This window comes from uncultured Thiodictyon sp., from assembly GCF_903946935.1.
GTDB lineage: Bacteria > Pseudomonadota > Gammaproteobacteria > Chromatiales > Chromatiaceae > Thiodictyon.
On record NZ_CAJAXH010000071.1, the window covers coordinates 1 to 17960 of the forward strand.

Genomic DNA, 17960 nt, shown 5'->3' on the forward strand with positions numbered 1-17960 from the left:
CCGGCCACTTCTCAACATGGAAGTAGCGCAGGATCTTTGCTTCGAGTTCCTGGGAGATGGTCACGGTCGACTCCTCGTCCGGGCCACGCCCGCGGGACTCAGGGGCTCTGCGCCCGCGCACGGGGTGGCCATTGCATTACTGGCCCATCGCGGCGCTGGCGCAAGAACCCCAGACGGACAAATGCCGAACACCTGCGCCCGCAGAAATGACAGCGCAGACCCTCAGGGGCAGGCGTTGGAGCAGGCTCAGGGGGCGGTGCCCAGGCACGCGACTCGGGGGGCAGTGAAACATCCAGGGGCGGGGCGAGTGAACCCTGATGCGTCACTTTCTGCCGCCGGTTGCGGTAGCGACGCTGGCGTTGGGCGTGCTTCATGCGCCCGCGGCGGCCGCCTTGATAACGCGCCCCGGCGGCACGGCGCGACGCCCGCCGCGCCGCCTGGGCACAGTCCCGGTCGCAGTAACGATTGCCGTGATCGCAGTGGCGACAGATCGCCACCTGACGACCGCAATGGGCGCAGTTGAACAACCGGGCAGTGTCCAGCATCGACAACCCCTGCCGATGAATCCTGGATCGTCGCCCACCAGCGGGCGATACTTACCCACGGTACGTGCCACGCACGCTCCGGGGTACGGCACTGGGTAAGACTGTGGCGGTCGCGACCAGTGCCGTACCTGTCTCAACGGCACTGATGCTGTAGACCATGGCGCGGCCCTTGTCACCTCCCGCGCGCTGCCGCTCGCCCGCGCGGCACCGTCTGCGACCAGGCGCGTGGGCCGCGTCGGCTTTGCGCCGGGTCCGTCCCCGGCTGCGCTTCGCTCCGCCGGGGACGGACCCGGCGCAAAGCCGCAGCCACGCCGCCGCAGGGCCAGATACTCCCCCTTCCCCCCGGCTACCAGCCTCCCTATGTCCCCCAGCGACCCGACCGCTCTTCACCACCCTCGTTGGCGATTACCCACGTCATTCACAAACTATAGGCGGGTTTAGGTAGCCATCGACATGCCGAATCTGTTTAGCGTTCCCCGCGCCCGCGGGGATGAACCGAATCAGTTCCTGACACCCGGCGGGGGGGGGAGGCGTTCCCCGCGCCCGCGGGGATGAACCGTCGCCAGAAGAAGGAAGACCCGTGCCATCTGGGCGTTCCCCGCGCCCGCGGGGATGAACCGCACGGTCGCGAGGTGAAGGCCGACAATCGCGGCGCGTTCCCCGCGCCGGCGGGGATGAACCGGCGTTGCGCAACGGTTGCGCAACCCCCTGAGCGCGTTCCCCGCGCCCGCGGGGATGAACCGTGGGAGCGGATGAGTAGCTGGCGCGCGAGCCAGCGTTCCCCGCGCCCGCGGGGATGAACCGGGCGTGTGAGATGTTGGCGACGGGGTTGGAGGGCGTTCCCCGCGCCCGCGGGGATGAACCGTCATAGGATTTTATCTCCGGGAATTTAGGAACGCGTTCCCCGCGCCCGCGGGGATGAACCGTCGGCGACCGTCGTCGGTCGCGTGTTTGGGTCTGCGTTCCCCGCGCCCGCGGGGATGAACCGACAGCGAAACCAATACCAATCGAAACGGGGGAGCGTTCCCCGCGCCCGCGGGGATGAACCGGCCATCTGCCGGCGGTTCATCGCCTCAGCCAACGCGTTCCCCGCGCCCGCGGGGATGAACCGACACCGTCCGGCGCCTGACAATGCCAGCGGCCGTGTTCCCCGCGCCCGCGGGGATGCCGATGCCGCACCCGCATATAGTGAGAATTGCTTTATTGTTCCACAACAATCAACTCTGAACTATACTTGAGGTATCGCGATGGGCGAGCCCACTTAAGGCCAGCCATGGAGGCACCAAGTTGAGAGGCCTTTGAGGGGTTGAAGTGGCAAGGCGCCCCATCGGCCAGCCTGAGCTTGGCGGGAAAAGCGCAGGAACCGCACCGTCGGGGGTCCGCCAGGGCCCAGGCGAGACTGGAATCGGACCAATGGGAGGCGCGTCGGTCCAGGTGCAGACCGGGTGAGGACTGACGCAAGACGCACTGGGACCAGTGGACGTTGGAACCGTGTGGCTGAGTCCTCCCGCCGTACCATTCCAAGCCTCAGCCGCACCATTCCAAGGTTCAGCCGTATGGCCAAAAGACAAAGTATTTTATGTTCTTAGGCGGCGTCCACACGGTGTTGCGTTGCAACCGTGCGGCTGAGTCCTGGAATGGTACGGCTGAGTGTTCCACTGGCGCCAGTGAGCCTTAGAATGACACCAGTGCGCCTTGGAAGGAGACGGCCCGGTTCTGGAATGGTGCGCCGCCAAGGCCGGACGGCCCGCCGCGATCCCCGACAGGGGCGAGGGAGCGCCGCAGTGTCCCAGCACAGTCTGTCAGGAGGAACGCCATCATGGCAAAATCCGATTTTGTTCCCAATGCAGATCATGATCTGACGGTCTTTACCCGCCATTTTGTCTCAAGACTGGCGCCTGAGGTGGCGGTTTTCGGTGCGACGCCGGAAGATTTGGCCATCGTGAGTGGATTGAGCGATGCGTTTCAGGCCAAGATCGACCATGCCAGCGATGCCGCCGCCGCGGCCAAAGAGGCGACGACCGACAAGAATGAGACTCGTCACCAGCTTGAGGCGGAGCTGCGCAGACTGGTCCGGCAAATCAAGTCGCATCGCGGCTATACCAAGAAGCAGGGTGATGCACTCGGGATCGAAGGGCCTGAATACACTGTCGATCTCGCTACCGCCAAACCGGACTTGGCCGGGGTCGATCAGACCGGGGGTGTGGTCAGCTTGACCTTCACCCTGTATAAGAGCGACGGCATCAATATCTATGGCCAACGCGAAGGCGATCCCGATTGGGTCTTGATGGGCCGGGCCGTCGCCTCGCCTTACATCGATCAACGGCCCTTGCTCCAGGTCGGCAAGCCCGAGCTGCGCCGCTATACCGCGGTATATATGCTGAAGGACAAACAAGTCGGCATATTCAGCGATGACCTCGTGATCAATTGTGCGCCCTAGAAGCAGGTGATTGATCGCTTGCATCGCCAGTCAATCAGAATAGGGTAATGGCTCGGGCATCGGGTCATTACCCTTTGTTTCACGCGCGCCGCTTTAATCCAGTCGCTAGGCATTGAGCCTTGCGACGCGAACGATCGAGGTTCATGCGCCAGTCTGCCGCAGTTGGGCAACTCGCGAACAGGCGTGAATTGCAATAGCCCTTCGTTTACGGAGTTGAATTGCAATCCGACTCAAGAACTGATGGTGATCAGCCCAGCGGACTGCGCAAAATATCTGCGGGCCAATGTCAACCCGGCGCTCACGGCCAAGCATGTCTGCTTAAATTGCCATGACCTAGACAGGGCCAAGGCTGAAGCCTTGGACTCCAGAAGGTGGTCGCTGGCCGGAATGACGATCAAGGCCCCGTGGGGCCTTGATCATACGCTCCCGGCGCGGAGCGCCGGACACAGGCGTGACACCGCCCGAGCGGTGTCACGAGAGTCGGGCACGCTAGCCGCAGGCCGCAACGATCAACTAAAGTAGGACTTGACCCGCTCGATGGAGTCTTTGACGCCAACCTTGAGTTCCTCCCACTTCACCTCGGCCTCGTCTTTGAGCTCCTCCCACTTCTCGTCGGCTTCGTTCTTGATCTCCTCGCGCCGCGCGTGGCCCTCGTCCCACTTGGCGCGCAGCTCGGTAATCTGCTCCTGGACCTTGACCTTGGCCTCTTCCGAGGCCTCCGACGCCTTGCTGCCCAGGGCCTCCAGGTCGACCTGCCACTCGTCGAGCTGGGCCTTCATCTTCGCCAGATATTCTTCTTTAGTCAGCATGATCTTAGCTCCTCTTAAGATAGAAATGCGGATCGGGACACCCAAGGCCGCGCCGCGGCCGGGGGCCCATTATATCCGCCCACGCCGGGTCGGCGGTCGATCGCCCCGCGGCCCGAACCGCTGACGGTCGGGATAGCCCCCCCGGCTAGGGGCTGAGTCGTACCCTAATATCGGTGCATAATGTGCAGATACCAATACCGGCACCCCGGCACACACGGAGCACGAACATGAGCACCTCCCCCACACCCACCCCCCAGGTCCAGGTCCCGCCCCACCCGCAGTGGCCGGCCTTGACCGCGGACGCAAAGGCGCAGTTGACGACGCGAATCAAGGCGCTGCTGGCCGAACAGCAGGCGGTCCTGGTCGCCCACTATTACACCGACGCCGACCTCCAGTCCCTGGCCGAGGAGACCGGCGGCTGCGTGGCCGATTCGCTGGAGATGGCCCGCTTCGGCGCGGCGAGCGACGCCCGCACCCTGGTGGTGTGCGGGGTGCGCTTTATGGGCGAGACGGCGAAGATCCTGAACCCCGAAAAACGCGTGCTGATGCCCGATCTCAAGGCCACCTGCTCCTTGGACGAGGGGTGTCCGGCGGACCGCTTCAGTGCATTCTGCGACGCCCACCCGGACCACACGGTAGTGGTCTATGCCAACACCAGCGCCCAGGTAAAGGCCCGCGCCGACTGGGTGGTCACCTCCAGCATCGCGCTGCCGATCGTCAAACACCTGAAAGCGCAGGGCGAAAAAATCCTGTGGGCGCCGGACAAGCATCTGGGGCACTACGTCGAGCGCATGACCGGGGCGGACATGCTGCTGTGGGACGGCGCCTGTGTCGTCCACGAGGAGTTTAAGTCATTCGCCCTGGAGCGGGTGCGCCGGTTGCACCCCACGGCGGCGGTGTTGGTCCACCCGGAGGCCCCGGATGCGGTGGTCGATCAGGCCGACGTGGTGGGCTCCACTACCCAGTTGATCCGGGCCGTGGTCGACCTGCCTAACCAGGAATTCATCGTCGCCACCGACGCGGGCATCTTCTGGAAGATGCACCAGCTCGCCCCCCACAAGACCCTGATCGCGGCCCCCACCGCCGGCGAGGGCGCAACCTGCGAGAGCTGCGCCCACTGCCCCTGGATGGCCATGAATGCGCTGCAAAGTCTGGAGCAGGTGTTGCTCCGACAGGATCAGGAGGTGCATATCGAAGAATCGGTGCGCCAGCGTGCCGTGCTGCCGATCCAACGCATGCTGGATTTTGCGCGCGCGCAGGCCACGCGGGGCTGAGACCGCTCCCACCGGTCAGCGCTCGAATTTATAGAAAATATCCCCGCCGGGGGTATCGCCGGTCTCGGTCTGGAGTTCGATGCTGTGGCTCAAGTCATAGCGCAACTTGACCGAGTCTTTGCTGTCGCCGATGCCGCTCACATATTCCATATAGATCTTGGGCGCCACATAGGTCCCCACCGAGAGTGATTGCCCCCCCCCCGCGTCACCGCTGGGTGCGACCCCGGTCAACAGATATTTGGTGATGTCTGCCTGATTCATCCCCGGGTCGCTGTCGGAGAAGAAGGCAAGTTTGGAGCGACGCAGGGTCCCGACCACCCGGACCCCGGCCGTGAGGCTACCGCTCTCGCGCTGGGCCATCAGCAGGAGCCCGGGGTTGCCGATGGGGCTCTTGGCATAGACCAGCCGCCCCTGGGTGATGGTGAGCGGCACGCCCAGATCGGCGCCCAAGCCGCTCAACAGCGGGATCAGGTCGGTGCCCAGTGCGGCCCCGGGGGAGAACCGGTAACTCCCGTCCACGATCCCTAGTTGACCGTCGCCCAACATCTCCTGGCCTGGGGCCTGGAGGACCCGCAGGTCGCCGACCAGCCGCCCGCGCACCCCGAAGGCGTCGATGGTCACGTTGTCGCCCAAGACCAGGCGCAGGTTGAGATCCAGCGGAAAGGGGGGCTTGCCGGCCCCGGCCTGGTCGACCAATACCACGTCCGGGGAGGGCGTGAGGGTCCCCGCCGGGATCTTACGCGGCCGGATGCGCGCCTCAGGGACGGCGATCTCGCCCCGCACCTCGGCGCCCGTCGGGCTCAGGTTGACCTCGATGGCGGGCGAGACCAGGACAAAATATTCTTTGGTATCGGCCACCCTGAGCCGGTTGCCCGTGATCTTTAGCTGGCCGCTCACGCCACTGGCGGCGGTGTGGGCCTCGCCGGTCAGCGTGAGTGGACGCCCGCCGATGCCACCCTGGCCCTGGATGGTCAGGTGCTCCAGGTTCGGCGCGATGACCGTCACGTCCAGGTTGGCGATCTTGGTCCCGGTCAATGGCAGCTCGGCGCCGAAGCCGTGCAGACTGCCCCGGCCCTTGACGCCGGGCCGACCCAGGGTGCCGCCGAGGGCGAAGTCGAGTGCCAGGGTGCCAGTTACCCCGGTCAGGTCCGGTACCAGGTTGGCGATCCGCGCGAGCCCGCCGATGTTCCCCTGGACCCGGCCGCCCAGCGGCTGATTCGGGCGCGCCGGGGCGTCCAGCCGCCAGCCCGGCAGGTCCACCGTGCCGCCGAGTTGGCCCAGGCCGGCGAGCGGCAGGTCGAGCCGGGCCCCGAGCCCCCGGGCGCCCGCGTCCACGGTGAGACGGGTGCGCGAAAAATCCAGGTCTTCGGAGCGGCCGCCGGCCATCGCGAGCCGCAGCAGTCCCTGCGGGACCTCGGCCACCAGGCGGCCGGTGAGCACTGGACCCTTGGCCGCAAAGCGCCCCTTGACCCGGGCGCTGCCCTGCGCGGCCAGCGTCGGCGGCAGCAGCCCCTGGACCAACTCGGCCCGCAGTGGGTCAAGATCGATGTTCGCCGACCACTGACCGGCCTGCGTCTGCTCAAAGCCGACACAGCCACCGGAGCCCTGGCCGTCGCGCAGACACAAGGGGCCAGCCGCCATCTGGGCTCCCGCCAGGCGCACCGGCATCGGCTTCTGGAGACGCCAGTTGCCATAGGACTGGCTGTCCAGTTCCAGCCGGCTCAGACTCCCCTGATAGACCGTCTCCTTGAGCCCGCCGGTCGCCTCCAGGCGGATCGTCAGCGGTTGGCCGGTGGCCGCAACGCTAAGACGATGGCTCGGCAGGCTGCCATCGCCGCGCACCTGCAACCGGTCCCAGCGCAGACCCCCGGCCGCCAACCCCTGGCCGTCCAATTGGATCCGCAAGGGTCCACTGGGGCCGAGCGCCAGGTTCAGCGAGCCGCTCAAGTCAGCGATCCCCTGGCCGTTGAACTCCGCGTCCTTGGCCTTGAGCTCCAGGCTCAAGCTCGGCGCCTTGACCGCCCCTTGCACCTGGCCCTTGGCCTGGAAGCTCCCCTTGGCCCCCGGCAAGAGACTTGCGAGGTTCGGCGAGGCCAGGTCAAAGCGCACATCCAGTCGCTCGGCGATCACGCCATCCACCCGCGCGGTGCTGGGGCCGGAGGAGGCGTTGAACCCCTCGATCCGGATCGTCCCCTCCGCCATCCGGACTTGGCCGGCGGCGGCGATGGGATAGCCGCGCAGGGTGCCCTGCAAACCCGCAAGCACCGCGGTCAGATTCGGTCCCTTAGCCTCCAGGGTGCCGCGGCTCGTCACGCGACCGTCGATCCGGCCCGGCCAAGCGGGTGCATAGGACCCGGGGTCGAGACCGGTCGCTGTCAGGTCCGTCTCCCAAGTCACCGTTGGTGCCCAAGTCGCGCGGCCGCGCCCCTCGATCCGGCCCTTGAAGATATCCAGACGCAGCGACTGGACGTCGGTCCCCTGCGCATCGCCCTTCCCTCCCACCGCCAGCCGGGCCGGGGGCAGGCCGGGCCCCTGAGAACTCAGCATCAGGTCATAGCCGAAGCCGGCGAGCCCTCCCTTGGTGTCCAGCTTGAGAAAGATCCGATCGGTCACGCCGGGCGCGAGGTTGGCCGGGTTCAGGTCCTGGCCCCGCACCTTGAAGTCCCAGGCCAGGTCCGGCGCCCAGTTGAGCGCCCCGGACGCCTCCACGGCCCCATCCAGGGTAACCAGCTTCAGCGCCGCGATCCGCGTCCCCTTGGCATCCCCCTGGCCCTTCAGCGTCAGGTCAACCGTCGGAAAGGCGGGACCCGCCACCGCCCATGCAAGGTTATAGTCATAGGCATCGAAGGTCCCGGAGGCGTCGAACCGCCCCTGGGGTGCCGTGGCGACCAGGTCGCCGGTTAGCGGCCAACGCAGCCGCTCCCAGTCGCCCGCCATCTGGAAGGTGCCGGGGCTGGCCTTGAGGTCGAGACCGCCCTTGGCATTGAACCGCGCCCCGGAGACCGACTCGGTCAAGGTCAGGGTACGCAAATCGAGCCGCTGGTCCTGCCAGCCGGCATCCAGGGCCACCTGGAGGTGGCCGAAGTCCGCGCGGTTCGGGGCCGTACCGTCCAGGTTGCCGGTGAGGGTGGACGCGTCGAGATCGCCATGGGTCTCGAGCCGCCCGCGCACCGCGATCTCCGGTGCGTCCGCCTGAAAGTCCGGCACCCGTACCCCTTTGACCTGCACCACCGCGTCCCAGCGCGGGCGCCCCAGTATGTCATCGAGATGGGCCGCCAACCCGAGCTCGACCGAGCCGGTCAGGTCGGACGCGACGGTAAGCCGGGCCAGGTCCCCTTTAAGGTGTCCCCCGCCGTCTATCCGAACCTTCGGCAATTGCGTCAGGGTCCAGTCCAGCGTCAGGTCCAGCGGATATTGGTCAGTCAGTTGGGCCTGGCCCACCACCTTGGCCGTCAGCCGCGACTCCGGCAGGACCAACTCCAGTGCCGCCACGTCGAGTTCGCTGCCCTTCAATCGCGCCGCCAGGGTGCCCCGCTCCAACACGAACAGTGGCTGCGCGGCCCCGCGTTGCAGCACGCGCAGGTTCTCCACCACCGCCTCCCCGAGCTCGACCTCCAGGGGTAGCGCGATCTGCGGCAAGGTGATGAGGGTGAACTCGGCGGCCTGGCTGGGGGTCGTCACCACCTCGATATCGCTGGCCGCGATCCGCGCGATGCGCAATGTCCCGGTGACTGCGGCCAGCGGCGACCAATCAAGGTCCACGCGGCCCAGGTGCAGGTCCATGTCGACCAACTTGATCGCCACGGACTCCAGATGCAGCGGTCCCAGGACCCGCCCATCCGCCTGGCCCACCTCGATTACCCCGGGGGCCAGCTCCGCCGCCAGCGCCAACGCCGTGCGCAGTCCGGTCTGGGTGCCGAGGAAGAACCCCAGCAGCACGACCGCCAGCAACAGCAATTCAAAGGTGAACAGGCCGAGCCACCGCAGGACGCGGATAACTGGATGGCGACGGCGCCGACCGGGCGGGGTGGCGGTGTCGGCCGCCGCCGCTTCGGCCGGCGGTGGGGCTGAGTCGACGGGTTCCTCAGTGTCCTGGGTCATCGGTGGCGCCGTGGTCAGTGATCAAGAGTCAGTTGCAGCGGATGCGTGCGGCGGGGCCGGTCGGCAAGCCGGAGCCGCTCGTCGGAATAAAGGATAACAGATGACCTTGTTTTGCGACCCGCACAAGCCCCGAAGGGGCGCGACATACCAACCCAGGGCAACGCCCTCTCGGAATTTTACTTGAAAACTTTACGGGTATTTCGGGCTTGACAACCCACGGCGCCGTTCCATATTCGACCAAATCAATCAACTTCTCGGGGATGTCGATGTCAAACATAGCCGGCAAAGCCTATGCAATGAATGTGATCACACCCGTACGACCCTATTTGGTCTGGGTCAATAAGGTCATCTTCTGGGCGGCCCTCAAGCTTCCCAGCACCTTGAAAGGCCTGATCACGCTGTCGCTGATCCATTATGCGCGCTGGGTCATCATCGGGAAGAACCAATTTCCGCACCTGGCGCCGGAGCAGCCGAAGGAAGACTTGAGCTACTGCTACATGCTGTTCTTCAGCAATTTCAACGGCAGTTGGGACCAGTATGTCGACTCATTCACCTTTGCCATCCCCTCCGGGCTTGATATGTTTTGGAAGTGGAATATCCGCTACCCGAAATCCGTGGCGCTCACGCCGTTCCACAAATACATCCAGTACAACCAGATCGAAACCCTGCACTACTACAACGGCTATCCGCTAGCCACCTCCAACGACGTGAAGAGTGCCAGCGCGGTGAGGGACGCATTGATCGCCTTCGACCAGACCGCGGACCAAGGGACCGACGCCGAATTTATCAAACGCTATCACACACTGTTGCGCGGTTTGCAGCACGACCTGGGCGACATGTATCCCACACCCATCGTCAGCATGGCGGCCTACCAGGTGGAAAAACGCACACGGTGGCACGCCAGTCAGTTGAGCGCCCTTACAGCCGATCGAGTGCAGCAATCATGACCAATATCAGCGGTAATGCGTACGCCTTGACCATCCTCTCCCCGATCAGGACGGGCGTGGTGAAGGGCGAGGAAATCGAATATGCGGACAAGGTCAGAGACCTGTTGGAGAGCTGGAACCTGTTACCCAACAGCCCCATGACGCAGGTGCCCCAGACCTATTTGTGCCGCTTCTTTGTGTTGGACGATGTGTACACCGAGTCGCTGCCCGGCGCCAGCGTGATGGACACCTTTGCCGATGTGCTGCCGGTGGTCCCGGACGGGGTGCGTCGCCGCATCTTGCCCAAAGAGGATCGCCTGAAATCGCGGTATCTGGTGTTTTCCAGCAATTTTTATGGCGGCCCTCAGGGCGATGTGGACGGCTACCTGCGCGGCATGTGGAATGCCATCGGCGAGCACATCAAGGACCTATGGGGCTATTGCTACGGCTTCGATCAGGTACGCGATGCCGCCACCTTTGTCAGCTACATGAAAAAGTGCCAACTGCCTGTCACGCTGTTCTTTGTCGGCGCCAACGACGAACCGCTGCCGGCGCAGTTGAAGGCGCTCTATCTCAAGCAGGAATTCGCCAGGTTTGCGGTCGCGAATCAGGGGTTGGAGGCGGCCGTCTTGAGGGCAAACTACCAAGCCTTCATCGCGCGCGTGGCGCCAACCAATCTGAGCGGCCCGACCTGGGAGCCCGGCCAGTACCGGCTATAGCGGCGCATCGCGGCTCAGTCAACCACCCGTCAGGAGTCAATGATCGTGACCAAAGAACTGGATCTGCTCGATATTCAGGGCAATGTGCTGCGGGTATACGGACGCTTTCGCTACCCGGTGGCGCGCTATGTCTTCTTGAACCTGAGAGACTCGGCCAAAGGCCGCGCATTTGTCGGCGCGGTGACCGGGCGGGTAACCACCTCCGCCAATTGGGGTCCGGGCCCGGACCAGGTCCCGCAACCCGACTGGACGGTCAATATTGCCTTCACCTACCAAGGCTTGAAGGAACTGGAACTGCCCAGGACCTCGCTGATCGGCTTCTCGCCCGAGTTCGTCGCGGGAATGAAGGGCCGCAAGGACATTCTGGGCGATGACGGTCCCAGCTCGCCGCAGTACTGGGACCCAATCTGGCGTGAGAACCGCGAAACGCGCGAGCAAGACGTGCATGTCTTTATCTCGCTCAACGCACACACTAAGGGCCTGCTGGAAGACGGCTATGCGTGGTTGAAAGGTGTTATTGAGGCAACGCAAGGCGGCGTGGTCTTGCTCAGTGGCCATCTGGGCGACAACCACGCGGTCATGGACTACCAGGACGGCCAGGCCGTGATGGAGAACGGTCAGCCCTCGGCCAAAGAACATTTCGGCTACACCGACGGCATTGGCGACCCGGTGTTCGAGGGTCTGCCGCGCGGTTCGGCGTCGGTGCTGGGGCGCGGCAAACAAATGGCAGATGGCAGTTGGGCGCCGCTGGCCGTCGGCGAGTTTCTGCTGGGCCACATCGACGAGGCGCAGGAGTATCCCCCCGCCCCCAATCCCATCCTGCTGTCGCGCAACGGCACCTATATGGTCTACCGTAAGCTGCATGAGAACGTGGGCACCTTCAACGCCTATCTGGACGAGCACGCCAAGCACTTCCCCGGCGGCAAGGAACTGCTGGCGGCCAAGTTTGTGGGGCGCTGGCGCGACAACGGCGCACCGCTGGTCAAGGCGCCGGACCAGGCCAGCAAGGCGGCGTTCGACGCCCAACTGGCCGCCGCCGACCCGCAAGGCCAGGACGCGCTGTTGAGCAGCTTCACTTATGACGATGACATGAGCGGCGGCCGCTGCCCATTCAGCGCGCATATTCGGCGCATCAACCCGCGTGCCTCATTGGAGTTCACGCGCGACCCAACGGATGTACCCGGCTCATTGAAGGTCAGCAAGGACGCGTTCGACACGCCCGGTGCGTTGACCAACCGGCGCCGCATCCTACGCCGCGGCCTACCCTACGGTGAGGTCAAGGACCCCACCCGCGACGATGGTAATCATGGTATCATCATCATGATATTGAACGTCGACATCAACCGCCAGTTCGAGTTTGTGCAGCAGCAGTGGATCAACTACGGAAACGACTTCAAGGCCGCCAACGACAAGGAGATTCTGCTGGGCAACCACAGCGCGGACGAACGCTTCGCCAGCAAGGCCGTGATCCAGGTGGACCCGAACGGCGACGACCCACCGTATTTTCTGTCCAAGATTCCGCGGCTGGTGGAAACGCGTGGCGGAGACTATTTCTTTGTGCCAAGCATGACGGCCTTGCGAATGATCGCCAAGGGCTTGGTTGACCCGACTTGAAAGGGTACGGCCGCGGATAGCCGTCTCACCATCGGCTGTCCGCGGCGCCTGCTTGCTGCATTTGACTTAACAACGCCCTATGAAGAGAGTTCCTTGCTCGCCAATCCCATCCATCATGAACACCCCTACCCCTTCTTCAGCGTCGAGCCGGCCTTTTCCACGATAGACTGCGCCCATCTGGAGGGGATTTTCGAGCAGGACCTGCCCTGGCTGGCGCATGGGGGCTCGTTCTACGAGGTCCGCAATTGCGACGCGACCGACCGCTTGGCCCCGGAGTTTCTCGCCGCACTGGCGCGGCGCATGCGGACCCTGACCGGCCTGCCGCTCACCGACCGGATCGCCGCCACCGCGCAGACCATGGCGCCCGGTGCGCGCATCGGCGTCCACACCGACCGGCCCTTGGTGGGATGGGAGGCCGCCCGGCTCGTGGTGCAATTCAATCGCGGTTGGCAGCCGGCGGATGGCGGTCTCCTACAGGCGCATGATGACGAGGCCGGCACCCGGGTCTGTGCCAGTGCGCCCCCGCGGTTCAATAGCGCATTCGGCTTCGGCATGCACCAGGGCTCCTACCACTCGGTAACTGAAACGACGCGGCCACGACGGACCTTCGTATTCAATTTCTGGCATGCAGGCAATTCCCAGGAACTGGCGGACGCGGTAAAGACCTTGTTCGCCGCAATGCAGTTCGGCGCACTCCCAGGGCTATTGGACCCGGATCGCGTTGCGGCCGAAGAATCACTCCCCGAAGAGCAGACCTACCGGGCGCTGGCCGTCGCCACCGCACTCCAGCGCTGGGGCCTGCCGGAAGCGGTCATACGCGGCGGCTATCGGGCTGCGACGGGTCTCCAGGCAGCACCGGCCACGGACTGCGCCGACGGGGTGGCGATTGCCCTGGCCCAGTGGGCCGCACAACTCTATGTCGAGGACTTCGATCTGACACAATGGCAACGATTGAGCCTCGCGCTGGCGGCGCCCCCAGCGACCCATCGGTCGCCGCTCGCGGCCTTTAGTCAGATCGCATTCCCGGGACTCCGGCCAATGGAGGTCGAGGCTTTAGCCGGTCCGGCCCGCAGGCGCCACTGATATCTATTGGATATGTCAGGAGCCGCCACCGGCTAAAGCCTCGACCTCCGGTTGCAGAACTAGCGGGGGCAGCGGACTATTTCTTGTCGTCTTCGTCCTCATCCTCGTCGTCCTCTTCTTCGTCCTCCTCCTCCTCCTCCTCCTCATCATCATCATCATCCTCATCCTCATCCTCATCGGTCTCTTCACTGTCCGCCGGGGCCTGCCAGCGCTCAATGAGTGAGTCGATGAATTTGCGCTCGGCCCGCTCGAGTCCATCGGCCGCGGCGGCCTCCTCGATCTGGTGAGCGATACCCGCGAGTACGTCGTAGTCGAACCATTCCCAGATCAGATCGATGGACTCATCCAGCAGGTCCTCGTCAGCAAGCAGGCGCCGCGCCTGCTTGAGGATGCCGGCGGCATTGCGGTTACCGCCGGTGAACTCGATCACTGGCTCCAGGTATTGCTTGACCACCTCCAGTTCATCGTCGCTTACCTCACCGTCCGCACCGACCGCGGTGAGGAAGATCAGCGCCAGCCGCTGCTCGAACGGGCACTGGCCCATCGCCTCGAGGAAGTTCCCGTAGGTTTCCTCATCCATCGCCGCGAGCGCGTGCGCCGCCTCCTCGAGCACGGACTCATCGTCGTCGCTCCAGGTCGCCTCGTCCCGTGGCAATTCGTCGACCCGCTCGATGATCCAGCAATCGCCATCGTTGTATTCCGGGCTCATCAGGTAGCGATAGGGGATATAGCAGTAGCCCTGATCGCCCCACGCCGTCCCCCAGGAATTGCGTACGATAAAGACCTCATCGGGATCGGAATAACCCACGCAGAGCATCGCATGGCCGGCGTGGGTCCCCCGTGCCACCTCGGCCCCGGACGGTGTGGGCACCAGGCCGGGCTTGCGGTGTTTGTCGAATGAATCGAAGAGCTCGAGCCCGAAAATGATCGGATTGCCGGCGGCCAGGGCGGTCTTCCATGCCGCGAGTTCGACCGGCACGAGCCGGGCGTTTTCGACCACGAAGCAGGCGCCTTCGTCATAGGCATCCGCTTCCGGCTCAGTATTGACTGCCGACTCGTCGAAGACCCAGGTCGTCTCGGTACAGGCCCCGTATTGTTTGAGCCCATCGATCACATCCGAGATAGTCGCGCCTTCATCGTCGATCTCATCCGGGTCCGCAACATAGCGCGCATTGTAATAGATATAGAGCCGGCTGACGTCCTGCGCGACACCCTGATGGCGCTTGAATAGATACTCGAAGGCGCCGGCCGTGGCGTTGGCGGTACAGCTATTGGTCTGGCCCTGATCCTCGACGCTGGTCATCTGCGGCCGCAGGTCCACCTTGGCCGGCAGGGTACTCAGCCCGGCGCTGTGCTTGTTGTAGGTCTGGATTCCGGCCTTGGGCTGGGAGCGTTGGTAGCCCTTGATGACGCGCTCTGCGCCATCGGCCGCCACCAGTTTGAACATCTCGGATAAGATTCCCATCGCGATGAGGCCTCGTCTATAGGGAAAGGTGCGGCGCTGGGCCGGTAATCCTGGAAAGAATCATTGTCCGCAAATGAACGCAAAAAACGCAAATAAGATCAGGCTCTTTACCTCAGCCGCACCATCACCCGCGAGGAGACTTGGTGGCCTGGTCCAACTGAATAGTTATTGCCTTTCATTTGCGTTCATTTGCGTTTATTTGCGGACGAACAGTTCATGTCAGGCCACCGGCTCCGGGCGTTCATCCAACCAGGCCAGGAACAGTTTGTATCCCAGCACCAGCACCACGGCACCGACAAAGAGTCCGATGATGCCGCCGCTGAGGAACCCGCCGATAGCCCCGACAAAGATCACTGCCATCGGCACCTCCACCCCGCGCCCGAGCAGGATGGGCTTGAGGATGTTGTCGATGGTGCCGACAAAGACGGTCCAGACCAGGAAGGCCACAAAGGTCAGGGTGCTCGTATGGAAAAAGACATAAACCAGGATCGGCAGGGCCACCGGAAGTATCCCGATCTGCACCACACTCAACAGCAAGGCCAACAGCGCCCAGACCCCCGCGAGCGGGACCCCGACTGCCAGCCAGCCAAGACCCGCCAGGAGCGACTGGATGAGTGCCACGCCCAGGATGCCGCGGGTGACACTACGCACGGTGGCGGTGGCGAGCGCGGCAAACTCCACCCCCCGCTCCCCGGCCAGCCGATGGGCGATGGTCTGGGTGGCCCGCCGCGCGGCGCCCTCGTGGGCCAGCATCACACCGGCGATGGCGATGGCAAAGATGAATTGCACGATGCCCATCCCCGCCCCGGCCGCCATCCGGCCCAGCCAATGTAGGACCATCTTGATCTCAGGCAAGGCCCGACGCATGGAGTCCACCAGATTGTGCGAGGCCTCGCGCCAGAAGCTGTCGACGGTTCCGCCCACCACGGGCAGGCCCGCCACCCAATCCGGCGGCAGCGGCACCTGGAGCTCGCCCTCGCCATAGTCACGCATCAGCGCGTGGATGCCATCCACCACCGATCCGCTGAGGAGCACCGCCGGCACCATCAGGGTCGCGAACGCCAGCAAGGACAGCAGGGTGGCGGCCAGCCCGGGCCGGGCGCCCAAGAGGTCGAGTAGCCGCCCGTGGAGCGGGTGCAGCCCGATGGCGATGATCATGCCCCACAGGGAGGGGACGATGAAGGGTCGCACAATATCGAAGCACCAGGCCGCCAACATCGCGATCAGGGCGAGGCGGATGAAGGTCTCGATCGCCCGGTCCATAAACTGTCGGTCGGCTGGGGTCTCTGGCGCCATGGCGTTGCATCCTCGTGGTGTCAGTGCATGTCAGGGGCGCCCAGTTTAGCCCGGCGACGCGCGCCGCGCATGGGAACGCCGACATTTGTCGGCGACGGCGCACAGCGCCGCGGTGCGGCGGCATCCCCACGCGGCGCGTGGGGACGAGGGGGTTGCGCGTGGGGACGCGGGGGCTTACACGGCGGCCAGTGCCTGGGCGATGGTGTCGATGAGTTGCTGCGTGCGGGCCTCGTCGGCGGCGGCGCGGCCCTGGTAGTGGCGGTAGTCGCGCAGGGCGGCCTGGGCGTAGGCCTGGGCGCGGCGCAGCAGGTCGCGGCGGCGGGGTTGGGATTGTTCGTGTTCGGAGGCGTTGAGATACAGGAGGGACAGGTTGCCGCGCGTCTTCCCGGCGTTGTAGCGGTTGCCGGTCTGCTCGAACAGGTGAGCGGCCTGCTCGCAGTGGCCGCGGGCGGGCTCGGTCTGGCCGACTGCCGCATATAAGACGCCCAACGTTTGGTGCATCGGCCCGAGGTCTGTGATGGCGTCGGCCGGGCAGAGGTACAACGCCTGCCGATACTGCGCCTCCGCCGCCCTGGGCGTGGCAGAGCAGCACCCCTCGTCCCTGGTAGCCATAGAGCGCCCACAACCCCTGCATGGCGGAGGTGACCGGCGACCACCAGCCCAGCCGCCGGGCCAGCCAGCGGGCGTGCAGCAGGTTGGACTCCTCAAGTGCCAGGGGCTTGATCACCTCCCGGTTACCTTCGTTGTGCTGCCTATGGTAGTAATCGCCCAAGGCCCCAACCGCGTCGACCCAGGCGCGCTGGGCGGCCTCGGTGCCGGAGCGCCCGCCCTCACCGTCATAGTGCCGCCCGAAGACCTGCCGCAGGAACCAGGGCAGGGCCGGGTGGATGCCGTACCAGGTGCCGCCCAGCGGGGTCAGCAGGCCGGTCTCGGCGGCGCGGCTCAAGAGGCCGGTGAGGCGGGCCTCGTCCTGGCCTTGCAGTTCCGGCAGGGCGTGGTCGCCTTCGCCCATCATGCGCAGTGCGCGAACATCCACCACCCCCTGAAACAAATGCAGCAGCGCGATGACCGGAAGTTCCTCCGCCGTGAAGGCATGCCGAAAGCCATAGTCCAGCGAGGCCCCCAGCGAGCGGTCGCGGCCCTGGGCCGCGTCGGCGTCCTGGATGCGCTGCTCGCCGTCGCGGATGGCCTGGATGAACACGGCGATCGGCCCCCGACCGCGCAGCCCCTGGCGGATCGCCTGGCCGATGAGGACCCGCAGCGTCAGCGGGTTGCCGGCGCAGTAGTCCAGCAGCGGCTGCCAGTCGGCCAGCTCGGCGCGGTTGAGTCCCCGGTCCTGGCCGAGCGTCAGGGTCAGGGCGGCGGCGTCCGGGCCGGTCATGCGCGGCATGGGGATGCGCCGCGGGATGCCGCCGAGCCAGCCCTGCTCGTCGCGTCGGGAGGTCAGGAGCAGCCGGGCCTTGGTCGCCGGGTCCAGCGCGACCTGCTTGAGGAAGGCGGCGAGCTCGGCCTGCTCGGCGTCAGTCCAGGCGGACTCGGTGCCGGCGGGGAAGCCGGCGACCTGTTCCAGGTTGTCCCAGACCCAGAGCACCGGGACCTGCCGCAGCACTTGCAGGATCAAGCGGCGGCGCTGGTCGGGGTCGTTGACGGCGTGCCACTCGATGCCGTTGGCCTGCAACAGTGGGGCG

General features: G+C 65.2%; 11 protein-coding genes and 1 CRISPR repeat array. Of the genes, 6 read left to right on the plus strand and 5 right to left on the minus strand.

Annotated elements, in window-relative coordinates:
* Window positions 1-1014: 1014 nt before the first annotated feature.
* Window positions 1015-1717: a CRISPR direct-repeat array (repeat unit 29 nt; unit sequence GCGTTCCCCGCGCCCGCGGGGATGAACCG).
* Between the two features lie 647 nt (window positions 1718-2364).
* Window positions 2365-2985, plus strand: coding sequence for a hypothetical protein (locus tag QZX93_RS06070; protein ID WP_295393091.1), 621 nt, complete (start codon window positions 2365-2367; stop codon window positions 2983-2985).
* 509 nt (window positions 2986-3494) lie between these two features.
* Here the strand turns inward: QZX93_RS06070 and QZX93_RS06075 are convergent.
* Window positions 3495-3794 (minus strand): hypothetical protein, encoded by a 300-nt coding sequence (locus QZX93_RS06075; protein ID WP_295393092.1) that lies wholly within the window; start codon window positions 3792-3794, stop codon window positions 3495-3497.
* Between the two features lie 227 nt (window positions 3795-4021).
* Here QZX93_RS06075 and nadA point away from each other — a divergent pair, with 227 nt between their 5' ends.
* A complete protein-coding gene (nadA, locus tag QZX93_RS06080; protein ID WP_295393093.1) occupies window positions 4022-5068 on the plus strand; it encodes a quinolinate synthase NadA in 1047 nt (348 codons plus the stop codon).
* Between the two features lie 15 nt (window positions 5069-5083).
* Here the strand turns inward: nadA and QZX93_RS06085 are convergent, their stop codons facing one another.
* Both QZX93_RS06085 and QZX93_RS06090 read right to left on the minus strand, forming a co-directional pair.
* Entirely contained in the window at window positions 5084-9169 is a 4086-nt protein-coding gene (locus tag QZX93_RS06085) for a translocation/assembly module TamB domain-containing protein (RefSeq protein ID WP_295393094.1), read from the minus strand.
* A 28-nt stretch (window positions 9170-9197) separates the two neighbouring features.
* Window positions 9198-9446: a hypothetical protein gene (locus QZX93_RS06090; RefSeq protein WP_295393095.1), complete on the minus strand. Its 249-nt coding sequence runs from the start codon at window positions 9444-9446 to the stop codon at window positions 9198-9200.
* A 19-nt stretch (window positions 9447-9465) separates the two neighbouring features.
* Between QZX93_RS06090 and QZX93_RS06095 the strand changes: the two genes are divergently transcribed.
* From QZX93_RS06095 to QZX93_RS06110, 4 genes are all read left to right on the plus strand, one after another.
* Window positions 9466-10116: a hypothetical protein gene (locus tag QZX93_RS06095; protein WP_295393096.1), complete on the plus strand. Its 651-nt coding sequence runs from the start codon at window positions 9466-9468 to the stop codon at window positions 10114-10116.
* Window positions 10113-10814 carry a hypothetical protein gene (locus tag QZX93_RS06100; protein WP_295393097.1) on the plus strand — a complete coding sequence of 234 codons (702 nt, stop codon included), beginning with the start codon at window positions 10113-10115 and terminating at the stop codon, window positions 10812-10814. Before QZX93_RS06095 ends, QZX93_RS06100 begins: the two co-directional genes overlap by 4 nt.
* Before the next feature lie 45 nt (window positions 10815-10859).
* On the plus strand, window positions 10860-12428 hold the full coding sequence (locus tag QZX93_RS06105) for a hypothetical protein (RefSeq protein WP_295393098.1): 1569 nt from the start codon (window positions 10860-10862) through the stop codon (window positions 12426-12428).
* Window positions 12429-12521: 93 nt separating this feature from the next.
* The gene (locus tag QZX93_RS06110) at window positions 12522-13511 is read left to right on the plus strand and encodes a 2OG-Fe(II) oxygenase (protein ID WP_295393099.1); all 990 of its coding nucleotides are present in this window, start codon (window positions 12522-12524) and stop codon (window positions 13509-13511) included.
* A gap of 76 nt (window positions 13512-13587) precedes the next feature.
* On the opposite strand, the gene QZX93_RS06115 is transcribed toward QZX93_RS06110, so the two are convergent.
* Window positions 13588-14976, minus strand: a complete 1389-nt coding sequence (locus QZX93_RS06115; RefSeq protein ID WP_295393100.1) for a C1 family peptidase — start codon at window positions 14974-14976, stop codon at window positions 13588-13590.
* A 219-nt stretch (window positions 14977-15195) separates the two neighbouring features.
* Window positions 15196-16272, minus strand: coding sequence for an AI-2E family transporter (locus QZX93_RS06120; RefSeq protein ID WP_295393101.1), 1077 nt, complete (start codon window positions 16270-16272; stop codon window positions 15196-15198).
* Window positions 16273-17960: the final 1688 nt, after the last annotated feature.